This window comes from Microbulbifer maximicatervae (SeqCode) (assembly GCF_052467695.1).
In genome coordinates, this window is sequence record NZ_CP174320.1 from 3,854,951 (window position 1) to 3,870,316 (window position 15,366).

Consider the following 15,366-nt stretch of genomic DNA (forward strand, 5'->3'; position numbering starts at 1 on the left):
TCCAAAAATTCCCTCTGGTTTTCTGGGGCTAAGAAAGTGTTTGAGATAATAAAATCCGGCGGCCTGCTGATGTGGCCAATCCTGTTTTGCTCTGTAGCGGTTATTGCTATTTGTGTCGAGCGTTTCTGGACTTTGCACTCGCAGCATATTGCACCACGTACTTTATTAGGTGAGGTATGGGGCTGGCTTAAAAATAACCAGGTCAATGCGGAAAAATTGAAGGAGCTGCGCGACTCCAGCCCACTGGGAAAAATTTTTGCTGCGGGCCTGTCCAATTCCCGCCACGGTCGCGAAGTAATGAAAGATAGCATCGAGGAAACTGCCAGCCAGGTTGTGCATGAACTGGAGCGATTCCTGGGTGCTCTGGGCACGATTGCTGCCGTAGCACCGCTGATTGGTTTGCTGGGTACTGTGATCGGTATGATCCAGGTCTTTACCGCGATTATGGTGGAGGGTACCGGTAATGCAGGCGTACTGGCCGGTGGTATTAGCCAGGCATTGATCACCACTGCCGCTGGCCTGACTGTCGCTATTCCTGCGTTAATGGCACACAGATACTTCCAGCGTCGCGTTGACACGATTGTTGTGGCAATGGAGCAGGAAGCTGTCAAGCTTGTGGATGCTCTGCACAGCGATCGTAAAATCGAAGATGCGGCCTGAGCGGGGTAGCAAGCGATGCAATTCCGCCGCCAAGCCACAGAGCAGGAAGGGGTTAACCTGACACCACTTATCGATGTGGTATTCCTGCTGTTGATTTTCTTTATGGTGTCTACAACCTTCACCAAGGAAAGCCATCTTAAGCTGAACCTACCTGAAGCAGCAGGTCCTCAGTCTGTTGATCAACCAAAATCTGTAGAGATTTTGATCAGTGCTGATGGTTCTTATTCAGTAGATGGACAAGCTTTGATCAATAAGAAGATCAACACCCTCAAATCTGCGCTGTCGGAAGTTTCCGCAGGCGAGTACAATCGCCCGCTTGTGATAACCGCCGACGCCACCGCTCATCACCAAGCCGTGGTTCGGGCAATGGATGCCGCTGGACAGCTAGGCTTTGTCAACCTAAGCATTACTACACGGCAGCCGGAAGAAAACTAGCGCGGAACCCTGTAGGGAGCTGACTTACCTTCGGTTTCTGTGCCCACTCGCCCCAGTTGGGGCGAGTCCATTCATTGGTCTGTATGAAGAAAGTAAAAGCGCCCCCCAGCAAACCGCAAAATGGGGCGGAAACTTACCGTCGATTGCTCACTTATGCCCGCCCGCACATGGCGATTTTCGGGGTTGCGGTACTGGGCTTCTTCCTGTTTTCGATCATGGGTGTCAGCCTGATTGCTGTGACCGAGCTGTTGCTCGATGCAGTGGGGGCAGGTATCCAAGAGAGTCGCGGGTTTCTCTCAAAGTTTGTAGCATCCTATTACCCCGATGGAGTAATGCCCCAGGAGACTGCTCGTTGGCTTGTACCGCTTGCAATGTTGCTGATTATTGTCCTTAGGGCTATTGGCAATTTTGTCGGCAGCTATGGTTTGGCCTATGTGGGCCGTGCAGTGATCCACGAGTTGCGAACACAGCTATTTGAGAGAATTGGCCAGCTTCCCAGCTCCTATTTTGACCGCTATACCGGCGCCTACCTGATCTCAAAGGTTTCATACAATGTTGAGCAGGTAACCAACTCCATCACCAAGGCGGTGAAGGTACTCTTCCGGGAGTCGTTTACGGTAATCGGTCTCTTGACCTACCTGTTACTGGTGAACTGGAAGCTGACTTTAACCTTCTTCCTTTTTGCCCCCTTGATCGCCTTTATTGTGCGTATCGTGGGTAAGCGTTTCCGCAAATTAAGCCATCGCATCCAGAATTCCATGGGCGACGTTACCCATGTCACTCAGGAGGCGATCAATGGCTATCAAGTGGTGCGGATGTATGGGGGGCAGGATTACGAGAAATCCCGCTTCCTCTCTGCCAGTGACAATAACCGTCGGCAGTTTATGAAGCTCGTAGTAGCAAACAATGCCAGTGTTTCTGTGATTCAGATACTGGTTGGTTTGTCTACCGCAACTATTGTCTGGCTGGCTCTGGCACCGGGTATGGTTGAGTCCATGACTGCTGGGGTTTTTGCCGCCTATATTGGTGCGGCTGCATCCCTGGCCAAGCCGGTGCGCAGCCTTTCTGAAATTTTTGCCGATATCCAAAAGGGTATTGCGGCAGCGGAGAGTATCTTTGAAGTAATGGATGCTCCCAGAGAGCCCCAGGATGGTGAAGCTCAGCTACCTAAGCCTGTGAATGGCACAGTAGCTTTTGAAGGGCTTGAGTTTAGTTATGACCCGGCAGCACCCAAAGTACTCTCCGACATCAGTTTCGCGGTAAATCCGGGAGAAACGGTGGCCCTGGTGGGTGCATCTGGCTCCGGCAAGAGCACGCTGGTAAGTCTGCTGGCTAGGTTTTACGAGCCGACAGGTGGACGTATCCTGGTCGATGGGGCTGATATTTCCAAGGTGCCTCTTAAAGAGTTGCGCCGCCATATCAGTATGGTTTCCCAAAATATCGTGCTGTTTAACGACACTGTATATCGCAATATTGCCTACGGTGAATTAGAGCATGCACCCAAGGAAAATGTTCTGCGTGCTATGGAGCAGGCACATGCAGCTCAATTTATTGAAGAGCTGCCTGAGGGGGCGAATACGGTTCTGGGGGATAATGCGCAGATGCTCTCCGGCGGCCAGCGTCAGCGCTTGTCTATTGCCCGTGCCCTGCTTAAGGATGCGCCCATACTGATCTTGGATGAGGCTACCTCAGCACTGGATAATGAATCGGAGCGCCATATTCAGGCGGCTCTGGCTGAAGTCATGAAAAACCGCACTACGTTTGTTATCGCCCATCGCCTGAGTACGATCGAGAATGCCGATCGCATTCTGGTGATGGAGAAAGGTCGAATTGTAGAGAGCGGGAATCACGCAGAGCTGCTCGCCCAGGGTGGTCGATACGCATCTCTGTTACAGCAGCAAACAATGGGGTAGGGCACCTGGATGTCACTGGAAGACTGGTTTAACAAGCGCTGGTACCCCGAAAAGGGTGAAGGTCGCTCGCTCTCCCTGCTTACCCCGTTGGAATTACTCTATGGGGGGGTGAGCAAGCGGCGCCGGGTAATGAGTTCTCGCACTCCACCGGAGCCCTTATCAGTTCCTGTCATCGTCATCGGTAACATCACCGTTGGCGGTGCGGGTAAAACGCCATTGGTTGCGGAGCTGGCTCGCTGGCTAAAGGAGCGGGGTCGCAATCCGGGGATTATCAGCCGTGGCTATGGTGGTCGCGCAGAAAAATATCCCTATCAGGTGACTGCCCAATCCCACCCCCTGGAGTCCGGGGATGAGCCGCTGATGCTGCACTTGATCACTGGTGTGCCGGTGATGGTTTCTCCCAATCGCACCGAGGCGGCGCAGGCCCTGATCGACTATCACCAGTGCGATGTTATTTTGTCTGACGATGGGCTGCAGCACTATAGTTTGTGGCGGAGCTACGAAATTTGTGTGGTTGATGGTCATCGCGGTTTGGGCAATGGTCATATGCTGCCCAGAGGGCCTTTGAGGGAACCGGTGACACGCCTGCAAAGCGTCGACATGCTGGTAAGTAATGGAGAGCCAGAAGCCAAGGTCAGGGATCAGTGCGGAGGGCTTTTAGAGTTTGAAATGACGCTCGAGCCTTCCTGCTGGCACCAGTTTAACCTCGACCAAACCTCCACATTGCGCCTGCCGTCAGGGCCTGAAGTGGGGCCTTGCCACGGGGTGGCAGCGATCGGTAACCCCAAGCGGTTTTTCCGTTCACTGCAAGCGCTGGGGTTCGAGGTGACAGAGCAACCTTTTGACGATCATCATCAATTCAGCCCCCAGGAACTGCACTTCGATGGGGAAACCCCCGTGATCATGACCATGAAAGATGCGGTGAAATGTCGCGATTTCTGGGAGAGTCACTGGTGGGCGCTCGAAGTGCGGGCCAAGTTGCCTGACCTTTTTTATCAAAAGGTGCACAAGCACCTGCAACAGTTTAGTGAAAATGAAAAATAACTCTTCTTTTGATGTGATTATTCCCGCGCGTTATGGTTCCAGCCGCCTGCCAGGCAAGCCCCTGGCTGATATCGGTGGCAAGCCGATGGTGGAGCATGTTTATTTGCGTGCCCGTGAGAGCGATGCTGAGAGGGTGGTTATCGCCACCGATGATATGCGTGTAGCGGAGGTGGCCCACGGCTTCGGCGCGGAGGTGTGTATGACATCTGCCGAGCATGCTTCGGGAACTGACCGACTGCAGGAGGTGGCTCAGAACCTGGGCCTTGCAGAGGACCGCATTTTGGTTAATGTGCAGGGCGATGAACCCTTGATACCCGCTGAGGTAATAAATCAAGTGGCTGAAAACCTGGCAGCTATAAAGCGAGCCGGAGTTGCAACCCTGGCGGAACCCATCACCTCAGTGGAGGATTTTCGCAACCCGAATGTCGTCAAGGTGGTGACAACAGAGTCCGGGTTGGCCAGGTATTTTTCCCGAGCGCCAATCCCATGGCCCAGAGATGCCTTCGCGTTGGATAGCAGTGAACTACCAGAGGGCTTGGAACCCCGTCGCCATATTGGTATCTATGCTTACCGTGTTGCGCTATTGCGCCAGTTTGTCTCCTGGCCCATGGCCCCGCTAGAAAAGTTCGAGGCTCTGGAGCAGCTGCGCTTTCTTTACCACGATCAAGAGATTCACGTAGCGGATGCCTGCGCAGAAGTGCCCGGTGGCGTAGATACTGAGCAGGATCTTCAGCGTATGCGAGAAACCCTGGCCTGATGTAGAACCTAATGATTGAAGCCAATATCGATTTACAGCCCCACAATACTCTGGCGATTTCAGCCAACACGGCTTATTTTGCGCGAGTGGAAACCCTGGATGAATTGCGTGAGGCTTTGAGCTTTGCGCAGCAGAAGCGTTTGCCGATTCTGCCCTTGGGTGGAGGCAGTAATATCGTATTAACGGGAGACTTTCCCGGGCTTGCCATTCAGGTGGGGCTGCGAGGGCTAACAATTGCTCCCAATGGTTGTGGCGGTACGATTGAGGCGGCGGCCGGCGAGGGGTGGCACCAGCTGGTTATGTCTTCTGTCGAGCAGGGTATTGGAGGCTTGGAAAACCTCGCGCTGATTCCAGGTAAAGTGGGTGCAGCCCCAATCCAAAATATAGGCGCCTATGGTGTAGAGTTGCGCGACTGTTTTTACAGTTTGCAGGCCATGGAAATTTCTACCGGTGCACTACATAACTTTTCCGTGTCGGACTGTGAGTTTGATTACCGGGACAGTGTGTTTAAAGGGCAGTTGCGCGATCAATTTATTATTACCCAGGTTAATCTTCGCCTTGCGCAAGATTGGCAGCCCAAAGTAGCTTACCCGGCACTGCAGCAATTTATTGACCAGCAAGGATGGGATTGTAACTCCTTAACACCCGCGCAAATTGCCGCTGCGGTTATCGATATTCGCAACAGTAAATTGCCGCTCCCCGATCAGATTCCCAACGCGGGGAGCTTCTTCAAAAACCCTGTGGTGAATGCGGACATTTACCAAAACCTAAAATCGGAACATCCCGATTTAGTAGCTTATGCCAGCGGTGAAGGTTGGAAGCTGGCTGCGGGCTGGCTAATTGATCGCGCTGGTTGGCGGGGCAGGCGGCAAGAAGCGGTTGGTGTTCACCACCAGCAGGCATTGGTTTTGGTTAATCCCGGCCGGGGCCGAGGTGATGAAGTGACAAGATTGGCTCGCGCTATCGCTTCTGATGTGCAGGCTAAGTTTGGTGTTACCCTGGAGCCTGAGCCGCGCTATTACCCTTAACCCATTTAAGATTGTTTGCATGAGGGTGCGGGCAATCCCTTCTTTTATTCTTCACTGAATTACAGTTAGGAAGTACCCAATAGAAAGTGCAAGTTATTGGGTGAGGTTGGCAGTTTTCAGTCTGAATTTCAGTAGAGAATTGTTCTAGTTGTTGACGATTATTTTGTTATAACGAATTCAACCTCTAACATTTTCTCATATTCCGATTTCTTTCATAAATATTTTCTGCGATAAAATGAATCTTCTATCGCAAATTTTGCGGAAGTGCTCATCTTGATCGCAGAAAAATTAACTGGTACGTTTTTACGCTATAATTAAATGTTATAAAGGCAGCAAGATCCTGTGGTCAAATGTCTGTTCAGCAGCATTTGAAACGGTGCTTCTGCTTTGCAGTAGCGTTTTTGTCTGGTATGTTGCGGTTGGGTTCCGGGGGGACCTACACGGGGTAGTTTCACCGTGAGCTAAAAAGAAGAACGCAGTTTATAGAGCTCGTGCGTTGAGGATGTATACGCCGCGTAGCCACTGCACTTATCCGTAGTTGGGGATAGCTTGATCAAAGTCTTAGTGGTGGATGATCACGATCTTGTGCGAATGGGTATTTCGCGCATGCTGGGTGATGTTGAGGATATAGAAGTCGCCGGAGAGGCAAATTGTGGCGAGGAGGCCCTGGAATTCGTTCGCCGGTCTAATGTTGATGTCATTCTGATGGATGTAAAAATGCCAGGAATGGGCGGCCTTGAAGCGACTAGAAAGCTGCTGCAGCGGTGCCCGGAGGCAAAGGTTGTTGCCGTTAGTGCACTCGATGATGATTTATTCCCGGGCCGCTTGATGCAGGCTGGGGCAATGGGTTACGTGACTAAAGGCGCGGACCTTGAAGAAATGGTTCGAGCGATACGGACGGTTATTTCAGGTGGTGTTTTTATCAGTAATTCCATGGCAACCAAAATGGCGATGCGCAGTGTCAGTGGCCAGGATGATCAGCAATCTCCGTTTGAAAAATTATCTAAAAGGGAATTGCAGACTGCAGACATGATCGTCAATGGCGCCAAGGTTGCGGATATTGCAAAGTCTCTCTCGGTAAGCCCCAAAACGGTGAATAGTTACCGCTACAGGATTTTTGAGAAGTTGGATATTAATAGTGATGTAGAGTTGACGATCCTCGCTGTTAAACACCAAATTCTCGACCCAGATGCTGCACTTTAATTGAAAAGTGGCTGATTTCTTAAAATATTGAGGCCGGTTGCCAGATGTTCGACAGCAAGCGTTTCCTCGCGACAGTAACTCGCAAACCCGGCGTCTACCAGATGTTCGACGCCGAAAATAAAATCCTCTACGTAGGGAAAGCCAAGAACCTTCGCAATCGGTTGTCGAGCTACTTTCGCAGCTCCGGACTAACGACAAAAACCATGGCGCTGGTGCAGCGTATTGGAAACATCGAAGTCACCGTTACGCGCAGTGAAACCGAAGCCCTGGTGCTTGAACAAAGCCTGATCAAGTCCCAGCGGCCCCCATACAATGTGATGCTGAAGGATGATAAAGGGTACCCTTATATCTTTCTTTCCAGCAATGACACTTTTCCCCGTATTGCATTCCACCGTGGTGCCAAGCGCAAGAAAGGCCGATACTTCGGACCTTTTCCAAATGCATCGTCGGTTCGCGACAGCCTGAACTTTTTGCAAAAAACTTTTCGAATCCGCTCTTGTGAAGACAGTGTTTTTCGTAACCGTTCAAGGCCCTGCCTTCAATATCAGATAGAGCGCTGCACCGCTCCCTGTGTCGATTTTATTTCTCCCGAGGACTATCGCCAGGATGTTCGCCACGCAGAGATGTTTCTCACGGGTAAAAGTGACAGCATTATCCAAGAGTTGGCCGATCAAATGGATGAGGCATCCCGGGCGCTGGAATTTGAAAAAGCCGCGAGACTGCGGGACCAAATTTCCGCGCTGCGTCGTCTACAAGCGGATCAGGTAGCTGAGGGTGCAAGTGGCGATGTGGATGTGCTGGGGATAGCCAGTGAGGGCGGCAACTGTTGCGTACACGTTCTGTTTGTCAGGCAGGGGCGAATTCTGGGGAGTCGCAGTTATTTTCCCAGTGAGCGCCTGGGACTCACACCGCCAGAGCTACTTTCCGCATTTGTCCCGCAATTTTACCTGGGCAGTCCCCGAGAGATCCCCCGTGAGATTTTAGTGTCAGAGGCCTTACAGGATCTCGAACCACTTCAACAGGCTCTTAGCGAGCAGTGTGGTCGCGATGTTGGTATCACCCATAAGTTGCGTGGCAAGCGGGCCACTTGGGTTGAGATGGCGCAACAGGCAGCACAACAGAATTTGACTAGTCGAACTGCAGCCCAGCAAAAACTCTACAACCGTTTCGAGAAGCTACAGGAAGTATTAGAGCTGGAGCAGCTCCCGGAGAGGCTTGAGTGCTTTGACATCAGCCATTCTTCCGGTGAGGCCACGGTTGCGTCCTGTGTTGTATTTGATACCGGAGGCCCGGTGAAGTCGGATTATCGCCGATTCAATATTGAGGGTATCCAGGCGGGCGATGATTATGCGGCAATGGGGCAGGCGCTAAAGCGGCGCTATACGCGCCTTTCCGGTGGCGAGGGCAAATTCCCGAATATCCTGTTGATCGACGGGGGCAAGGGCCAGGTTACACAAGCGGTTGAAGCTTTGAATGAGCTGGGCATTGTCGGAGTGCAAATTATTGGTGTTGCCAAAGGAACTACACGAAAAGCGGGCTTTGAAACATTACATGTGGTTTCCAGTAACAAAGAGCTTGTACTCTCCGCCGACTCATCAGCGCTTCACTTAATTCAACAAGTGCGAGACGAAGCGCACCGCTTTGCTATCGCTGGCCACCGGGCAAAACGGGATAAAAAACGCAGGGAGTCTCCATTGGAAGGTATCGCTGGAGTAGGGCCCACTCGCCGCAGGGCGCTACTGCGACATTTCGGAGGTTTGCAGGAGCTAAAGCGCGCAACAGTAACGGAGATTGCCAGCGTGGATGGTATCAGCCGGAAATTGGCTCAGGATATATACTCGGCACTACACCACGAGTAGAACAGGATTGAGCTGGCGATTAAATGACCAGTTTTTTCCAAAGCGTTTCATTTTGCGCGATGGCTTGATAACGTACGCCCTCCGCAAGAATAGAGAAAAGTATGACAATCGCCAATCAACTGACGCTGTTACGTGTTGCTTTGATCCCATTTTTTGTTTTGGTTTTCTATTTGCCGTACAAGTGGAGTTACATTGCTTCTGCTGCAATTTTTGCAGTTGCCGCAATTACCGATTGGCTTGATGGCTATCTCGCCAGAAAATTAAATCAGAGTACTGCCCTAGGTGCCTTTCTGGACCCGGTTGCCGATAAGCTAATGGTGGCTACTGCATTGGTCTTGCTGGTGGGATTGCATGACAATCCGCTGTTTGCGATTGCTGCGGCGGTGATCATCTGTCGGGAGATCGCGGTCTCTGGGTTAAGGGAGTGGATGGCTGAGCTGGGGCAGCGCGGCAGTGTTGCCGTTTCCTACGTAGGCAAAATCAAAACCACCGCACAGATGGCAGCAATTCTTGTACTGCTTGCCTTCGATGTTAGAGAGTTTCCGGTGATGGAAACTATTGGATATCTGCTGCTCTATATCGCTGCCGGCCTCACCTTGTGGACAATGGTGATGTACTTGCGCGCTGCATGGCCGGCCCTTATGGCCGACAGCCAGGATAAGTAGATAGAGGGGAAATACTTCTCTCACGAAATTGGCGCCTCGATTCTGGCATTTGCTGGAAAACGAGGCGCTCTTTACCCCGCTTAAACTCGCTCTTCCTCTTCCAAATCCCTGCGTTCCTCTAAATTGTTAGATACTTTTCTGCGATCTATAGGAAGCTCATGTCCGTCCAAAGCCACCTGATTATGATCTGGCTGCTTTGCATCACTCTCAATGTCGAGGGGCAAGTTGTACACGATGCCGAGTTTTATATTCTCAAGATGCAAAACGGCGAACGTTGGGATCAAGAGGATGCGGAGCTTGAGCAACGCTTACAGCAGTTGCGGCAGAAATATGGACAGCCACCGAATATCGTATTTCTGCTGTGGGATGACACTGCATTTGGAGCTGTTGGCTTTCCTGCGTTACAAAAGAACTTTGGCTACTCAACGCCAAATCTAAACCAGATGGCTTCAGAGGGTATCAATTTTACCCGCATGTACTCTGAGCCCTCATGCACACCAACCCGCGCCGCTGCGCTCACCGGACGGCTACCGGTGCGCTATGGCATGGGTGAAGTGGGTATGCCCCATGAGTTTTCCGGTCTACGCGCAGAAGAAGTCACTATTGCCGAGGTACTTTCGCAAGCGGGTTATACGACAGGCTTTTTTGGCAAGGGGCACCTTGGAGATATCGAGGAGAGTTATTTGCACAATCAGGGGTTTGATGAGGCGTTGTTCACTCCGATGAATCAGATTACCTCTCTGTTTAACCCCCAGGCAAATGTAGCAAATGCGGTGCTGGGCATGTTCCCCGAAATCTATCCACCTGATCCCTATCAGTTGGACAGCCCTGGTCTGATTCCCGCTGGCTGGGTAATGAATATTGAAGGGAAAAAGGGACAACCCGGGCGAGAGTGGTGCGGAACATCCAACGAGTGCTTCGCTAAGTTTGATCCAGAGGCAGAACAGAGAACGCTGGCGTTTATTCGCCGCAGTGCGGAACAGAAGAAACCGTTTTTCGTTGCCTACTGGCCCAATCTCCTTAATTTCATGGCGATGTATAACCCCAAGCGCTCGGTGGCCGGGTTGATGGTTGCCGATGCTTTCCCGGCGATGGATAACTTTGTCGGGGTGCTGATGCAAGAGTTAAAGAGCTTAGGACTTGCTGAAAATACCTTGCTCGTTGCAATGGCGGATAACGGCCCTATGGTCCACAGTCCGCCGGCGGGGTGGGGAATGCTGCCCATGTTGTATCGGGGGGGCAAAGGGGATTTTACTGAGGGCGGTGTTCGCGTACCTGCTTTTGCCTGGTGGCCAGGAACTATCGAAGCGGGACAAACGGCAGGGGATATTATTCATATCACTGACCTGTATACGACTTTCGCTCGCTTGGGTGGAGCAACTGATGCTATTCCCACGGATCGCGTCGTTGACGGCCTCGACCAGACCGCTCTGTTCCTAAACGGCGATACTCATGGTCGCCGGGATTATGTATTCATTTATACGGGTAAGGAATTGGGGGCAACAGTAAAGGGGCGATATAAGAGGCATTGGCTGGGAGCGGGGGAGGTGGCAGGGTCGGGGATGCCGGAGGCTTATTACGATTTATATATGGACCCCCGGGAGGAGTCCCCGCAGTTGGTGCCGTTAATTTACACCCAGGGCCAGTTCAATCATATGGTGGCTCGCCACCGTTTATTCAAACGTAAATATCCAGACGTAGCCAGCGGCAAAGGCATACCCTATACCGGGCTGGCCAATGCGCGCCCTGAGACACAGGCTATTGGTGAGCGCGTGCGCGCAGTCATCAGTGAGATGCCATTCACTGTTGAAGACTATCTCGAGTATCAAATCCCCGGTGCCGACAAGGTCGGCGACTGGGGAGATTAAAACGCTATATCCAAAGTGAGTAGGCTTGGACTAGTGGTAGAGGCCCAGATTCTGATTTAGTCGAACTTCGCCACTTCGCTGCACTGTAATGGAAGGCACAATGGACCTGCTCAGGCCAATCTTTGCCTGAAGTTCATAGGGTACCGATTGCTGCCCACTATTCGCTAATTCAGCGGCGGCGAATAGAGACCCCATCCAGCTCGCAGTTGCGTCTACCGCGATGTCATCCTGGCCATAGGGGGCAATGGGCAATAAGTTGTTTGAGGTTCCTGTCATCACTTTGTGGCCGGCAAGACTGAGCTTGTAGTAGATCCCGGAGAGGGGTAGCTCTTGGTTGTTGGGGTTGAAAATGCGCAAATGGATTCTGAAGCGCAGATCGCTGCCGACGGCAGGAGGAAGCGGCTCCAGCCCAATAATCTCAACCTCGGGCTGCTGAAAATTGGGCGATAAAGCGGCGCAACCACCCATGAATAGAGCGAATAATACGAGTAAGTTCAGTTGTAAAAGTTTGATCACTGCTTGTCCTTCATTTTTCTCTCTTCTGATAAGTGCGAGGTTGGTGTCCCAGCGCTTATTCCACGACCACCACAGTTTTATTTCTCTTGCTTGCTTATTGAGCAACCGCTCGAATTGCTTCATTCTGCGATCCTGATGGATCGAAGAAGGTTGTTGCCTCTGTGCAAACTTCCCCGTGGATTTCTACTAACGGAGACAATAGATGAGCAAGTGGTTCATTCTTCTGACAACAATGGTGGTGATATTGTTCGCCAGCTGGAAATGGCTTTTGCTTCCGGCTATTGAAAAGTCGATGAACAAAGTAGAGCCGGGCAAAATTGCAGCGCTGTCATCTGAGGCTAAAGCGCTACACCAAAGTCTATTGGTAGGTGATCTCCACGCAGATAGTTTCCTGTGGGCCAGGGATTTGAGGAAGCGAGCCGACTATGGTCATCTGGATCTCCCCCGGGCGCGAGAAGGTAACCTGGGTATCCAGGTCTTCACATCAGTTACCAAGTCTCCCCGGGGGCAGAACTATCAGAAGAACTCCAGCAAAGCTGGCGATAACATAACCTTATTGGCCATTGCTCAGGCGTGGCCAGTAAAGGCGTGGGGCAGCCTGTATGAGCGGGCGCTCTATCATGCAGAGCGTGTTAATGCGCTACAGCAATCTGCGCCTGACCAAATACGTATCGTCAAAAGTGCGGCAGATTTACAAGAGGTGCTTGTAGCAAGGAAGCAGGGTGGAGAGGTTTTGGCCGCACTCCTTGGCACTGAAGGTGCCCATCCTTTGGAAGGGAAGATCGAAAACATCGGTCGCCTATACGATGCTGGCTTCCGAGTGATGGGGTTGCAACACTTTTTCGACAATGAGCTGGGTGGCTCCCTGCATGGAGAAAGCGGGCAGGGTTTGAGCGCATTTGGCCGGAAAGCAGTGCAGGAGATGGAAAGGCGCTCTATTGTGATTGACGTCGCCCACTCCTCCGAGCAGGTCGTCCGCGAAGTTTTGGATATTGCCGAGCGCCCAGTGATTGTTTCCCATACCGGGCTTCAAGGGGCGTGCAACTCACGCCGGAATATCAGTGACGAGCTAATGAAGGAGATAGCGGGTAAAGGAGGCTTAGTTGGAATCGGTTTCTGGCCTGGTGCTGTCTGCGATACAAGCCCCAAGAGCATTGTTAAATCCATTCGTTATGCCATTGATACACTGGGTGTGGATCATGTCGCATTGGGGTCGGACTATGACGGTAGTGTAAAGGTTGCATTTGACGTAAGTGAACTGGGCGTGCTTACCGCAGAAATGCTTCGGCAAGGGTTTACTGAAGAAGAGATCCGTAAAGTAATGGGTGAGAACCTGAGAGATTTCTTCCTTACTCAACTTCCCAGTTAATATCATATAGGAAGGTTGAATTTAGATTCCTCAGCCTTCTCAACAGATATATTAGCGCTGGCATTTGATAGCTCACTGTTCTGATGAGTTTGTTATTACCAGCGCAATACTTATACTCGTATATGATTAAAAATAAATTTACTTTCTGCACATATCCAAACGCAATTTAAACTGGAAATTTCTATCAAATTTTGACCTTAACGTCCTGAAAAGCCAATTGAAATTAAGTGTAATCAAATTCCGGTTTACATTTTAAAATGACTTAAAGCTAAAAAAGCTGAAAGAAAATTGATAGAGCTAAAACTGTAGGTGAGAAAAATAGAACATGGGCCGCGATACTGCGGATAGGCAAAAGTCCACTATCTCTAAAGAATAGGGAGACCTCCATGTTCAATCCGAAACTAACAGAAACAGAATTTCTATTGGATCAAGCAAATTACATTCAACCCGGTGTCCACAATGATGTAAGGCGCGGAGTTTGTTACGCATTATCCTACATGTGGGTGAGACTCGGCTTGCAACCCGGCGGTCATATAAATATGCACCTCCAGGCAGGACTGCAACAGCGTTACCATAATACGGGAATTGGAAACGCCCTCAACAGAGCAACTCCAGGTATGTTTTTAAGGGCTGTTGGCGGGTCGACCACCACCTTTGGGCAGCCTATCTATACAATGCAAAGGGCAATTTCCGCGCAGCAGCAGATCCAGGGAAATGTGATGGGTATATCGTCAGGGTTAAGGACGATTTGTCGGGCAGATGGGTATACCGAGCACTGTATCGCCCGTGGGCATCAGTTGAATCCATTTGAGCCTTTTTCCACATTTTTGCGATGGATACGGCAGGGGATGGCCCGCCTTAATCAAGGCTTTGCATTGATAGGATTCCTGGGCCCCAACAGCGGCCATGCAATTGCAATTCAAGTACAGAATGGTAATACCTGGAGACTTTTTGACCCCAATTTTGGTTCCTTTGTATTTAACGGATACAACCGCTTTAAGGCCGAATTACATCAGTTGGCTTTGATATACCTGGCGATGGGCACTGCTGGCGGAAGCTGGATGATTTCAACTTTTAGATAAGTTAGTAGGGTTGTTTTATTGTCTAGGTATCACAGGGTCGCTTAGGCGACCCTGTGCGTTGAGTTTAAGTGCAAGCGTATACTAGAGAATTGAGACCGCAGTAAAAGTCCTGATGAGTCAATTAGGGGGATTAGTCTGGCACTGCCAGTTTTAATATTGACTACTTGGCAGCGATGCACTCAATTTCAATTTGGGCGTCCAGCGCTAGGGACTCCACTGCAAAAGTAGTCCTTGCAGGGTAGGGGGAGGCAAAAGCTTTCTGGTAGATGTTGTTGAATTCAGGGAAATTCTTGATATCTGTTAAAATGACCGTGCATTTAACAACATCTTTCATTTCGTAGTCGTAGCGCTCCAGGGTTTGCTTTATGTTGTCTAGAGTCTGTTTGATCTCCGCAGAGAATCCCCCTTGAACTAACCGCTTAGTCTTCGGTGAAAGCCCTATTTGGCCAGAAAGAAATAGCTGGTTGCCAACTTTTACAGCCTCTGAAAACGGTAGCTTTGAGACTGATCCTGTTGGGTTCAGAAATTCAACCTGTTCAGCGTCCTTTGCATGGCTGAAGCTGGAAAGCGTAATAGTGAAAAGTGCAGAAATTAATGCATTTATAGGTGATGTCTTTATACTCATTGGAATCTTTTTTTGTAAGTTTTTCATAAAAGCTGGGGCCGGTGTATCTTGCGGTCGATCACTTTTTGTTCTTGGTGATTACCTCAAAAAACTTAGATGGGTTTCTGGAGCAAGTGTGTATTGGAGCTTATGAGTAACCACCTTCGCTTTAGTTGAGTATAACCTGCTGGAGCGAGCTAATTGAATTAAGGTGCTAAAGGGTATATTGGTCGGTGATTATACCTGCAGTTTGTATCTAATTTGTATGCATTGGCGACGGTGATGAATGCGAGAGTTTTCTCGTATTATGAGCAGCTCAATCCTATTGCTTGCCTGAGAGCCACTTTCAACATTGCTGGATTA

The 15,366-nt window shown here is 50.5% G+C and carries 14 protein-coding genes; 12 read left to right on the top strand and 2 right to left on the bottom strand.

Annotated features, from left to right (window positions below):
- Window positions 1-36: 36 nt before the first annotated feature.
- The 10 genes from ACJJI8_RS16950 to ACJJI8_RS16995 all read left to right on the top strand — a co-directional run bounded on the left by ACJJI8_RS16950 (window position 37) and on the right by ACJJI8_RS16995 (window position 11,432).
- Window positions 37-660: a MotA/TolQ/ExbB proton channel family protein gene (locus tag ACJJI8_RS16950; RefSeq protein ID WP_413665667.1), complete on the top strand. Its 624-nt coding sequence runs from the start codon at window positions 37-39 to the stop codon at window positions 658-660.
- Window positions 661-675: 15 nt separating this feature from the next.
- Window positions 676-1,095 (top strand): ExbD/TolR family protein, encoded by a 420-nt coding sequence (locus ACJJI8_RS16955; RefSeq protein ID WP_444897173.1) that lies wholly within the window; start codon window positions 676-678, stop codon window positions 1,093-1,095.
- 83 nt (window positions 1,096-1,178) lie between these two features.
- A complete protein-coding gene (gene msbA / locus ACJJI8_RS16960; RefSeq protein ID WP_444917054.1) occupies window positions 1,179-3,008 on the top strand; it encodes a lipid A export permease/ATP-binding protein MsbA in 1,830 nt (609 codons plus the stop codon).
- 9 nt (window positions 3,009-3,017) lie between these two features.
- The gene (gene lpxK / locus ACJJI8_RS16965; protein WP_444912975.1) at window positions 3,018-4,052 is read left to right on the top strand and encodes a tetraacyldisaccharide 4'-kinase; all 1,035 of its coding nucleotides are present in this window, start codon (window positions 3,018-3,020) and stop codon (window positions 4,050-4,052) included.
- Complete coding sequence (gene kdsB / locus ACJJI8_RS16970; RefSeq protein WP_444933115.1) at window positions 4,042-4,809, top strand: 3-deoxy-manno-octulosonate cytidylyltransferase; 768 nt, start codon at window positions 4,042-4,044, stop codon at window positions 4,807-4,809. The genes lpxK and kdsB overlap by 11 nt, the downstream gene beginning before the upstream one ends.
- 11 nt (window positions 4,810-4,820) lie before the next feature.
- On the top strand, window positions 4,821-5,837 hold the full coding sequence (gene murB, locus ACJJI8_RS16975; RefSeq protein WP_444933116.1) for a UDP-N-acetylmuramate dehydrogenase: 1,017 nt from the start codon (window positions 4,821-4,823) through the stop codon (window positions 5,835-5,837).
- Between the two features lie 549 nt (window positions 5,838-6,386).
- Complete coding sequence (locus tag ACJJI8_RS16980; RefSeq protein ID WP_413665673.1) at window positions 6,387-7,040, top strand: response regulator; 654 nt, start codon at window positions 6,387-6,389, stop codon at window positions 7,038-7,040.
- Window positions 7,041-7,084: 44 nt separating this feature from the next.
- Window positions 7,085-8,899 (top strand): excinuclease ABC subunit UvrC, encoded by a 1,815-nt coding sequence (gene uvrC, locus ACJJI8_RS16985; RefSeq protein ID WP_444933117.1) that lies wholly within the window; start codon window positions 7,085-7,087, stop codon window positions 8,897-8,899.
- Between the two features lie 101 nt (window positions 8,900-9,000).
- The gene (gene pgsA / locus ACJJI8_RS16990; protein ID WP_444897179.1) at window positions 9,001-9,564 is read left to right on the top strand and encodes a CDP-diacylglycerol--glycerol-3-phosphate 3-phosphatidyltransferase; all 564 of its coding nucleotides are present in this window, start codon (window positions 9,001-9,003) and stop codon (window positions 9,562-9,564) included.
- Window positions 9,565-9,722: 158 nt separating this feature from the next.
- Window positions 9,723-11,432, top strand: a complete 1,710-nt coding sequence (locus ACJJI8_RS16995) for a sulfatase-like hydrolase/transferase (RefSeq protein ID WP_444933118.1) — start codon at window positions 9,723-9,725, stop codon at window positions 11,430-11,432.
- A 30-nt stretch (window positions 11,433-11,462) separates the two neighbouring features.
- Here the strand turns inward: ACJJI8_RS16995 and ACJJI8_RS17000 are convergent, their stop codons facing one another.
- Window positions 11,463-12,071 carry an LEA/WHy family protein gene (locus ACJJI8_RS17000; RefSeq protein WP_444917057.1) on the bottom strand — a complete coding sequence of 203 codons (609 nt, stop codon included), beginning with the start codon at window positions 12,069-12,071 and terminating at the stop codon, window positions 11,463-11,465.
- A 79-nt stretch (window positions 12,072-12,150) separates the two neighbouring features.
- Here ACJJI8_RS17000 and ACJJI8_RS17005 point away from each other — a divergent pair, with 79 nt between their 5' ends.
- Both ACJJI8_RS17005 and ACJJI8_RS17010 read left to right on the top strand, forming a co-directional pair.
- Window positions 12,151-13,317, top strand: a complete 1,167-nt coding sequence (locus ACJJI8_RS17005) for a dipeptidase (protein WP_444933119.1) — start codon at window positions 12,151-12,153, stop codon at window positions 13,315-13,317.
- A 386-nt stretch (window positions 13,318-13,703) separates the two neighbouring features.
- Entirely contained in the window at window positions 13,704-14,399 is a 696-nt protein-coding gene (locus ACJJI8_RS17010; protein ID WP_444933120.1) for a YopT-type cysteine protease domain-containing protein, read from the top strand.
- 160 nt (window positions 14,400-14,559) lie between these two features.
- Here the strand turns inward: ACJJI8_RS17010 and ACJJI8_RS17015 are convergent, their stop codons facing one another.
- Window positions 14,560-15,051 (bottom strand): RidA family protein, encoded by a 492-nt coding sequence (locus ACJJI8_RS17015; protein ID WP_444933121.1) that lies wholly within the window; start codon window positions 15,049-15,051, stop codon window positions 14,560-14,562.
- Window positions 15,052-15,366 lie beyond the last annotated feature (315 nt).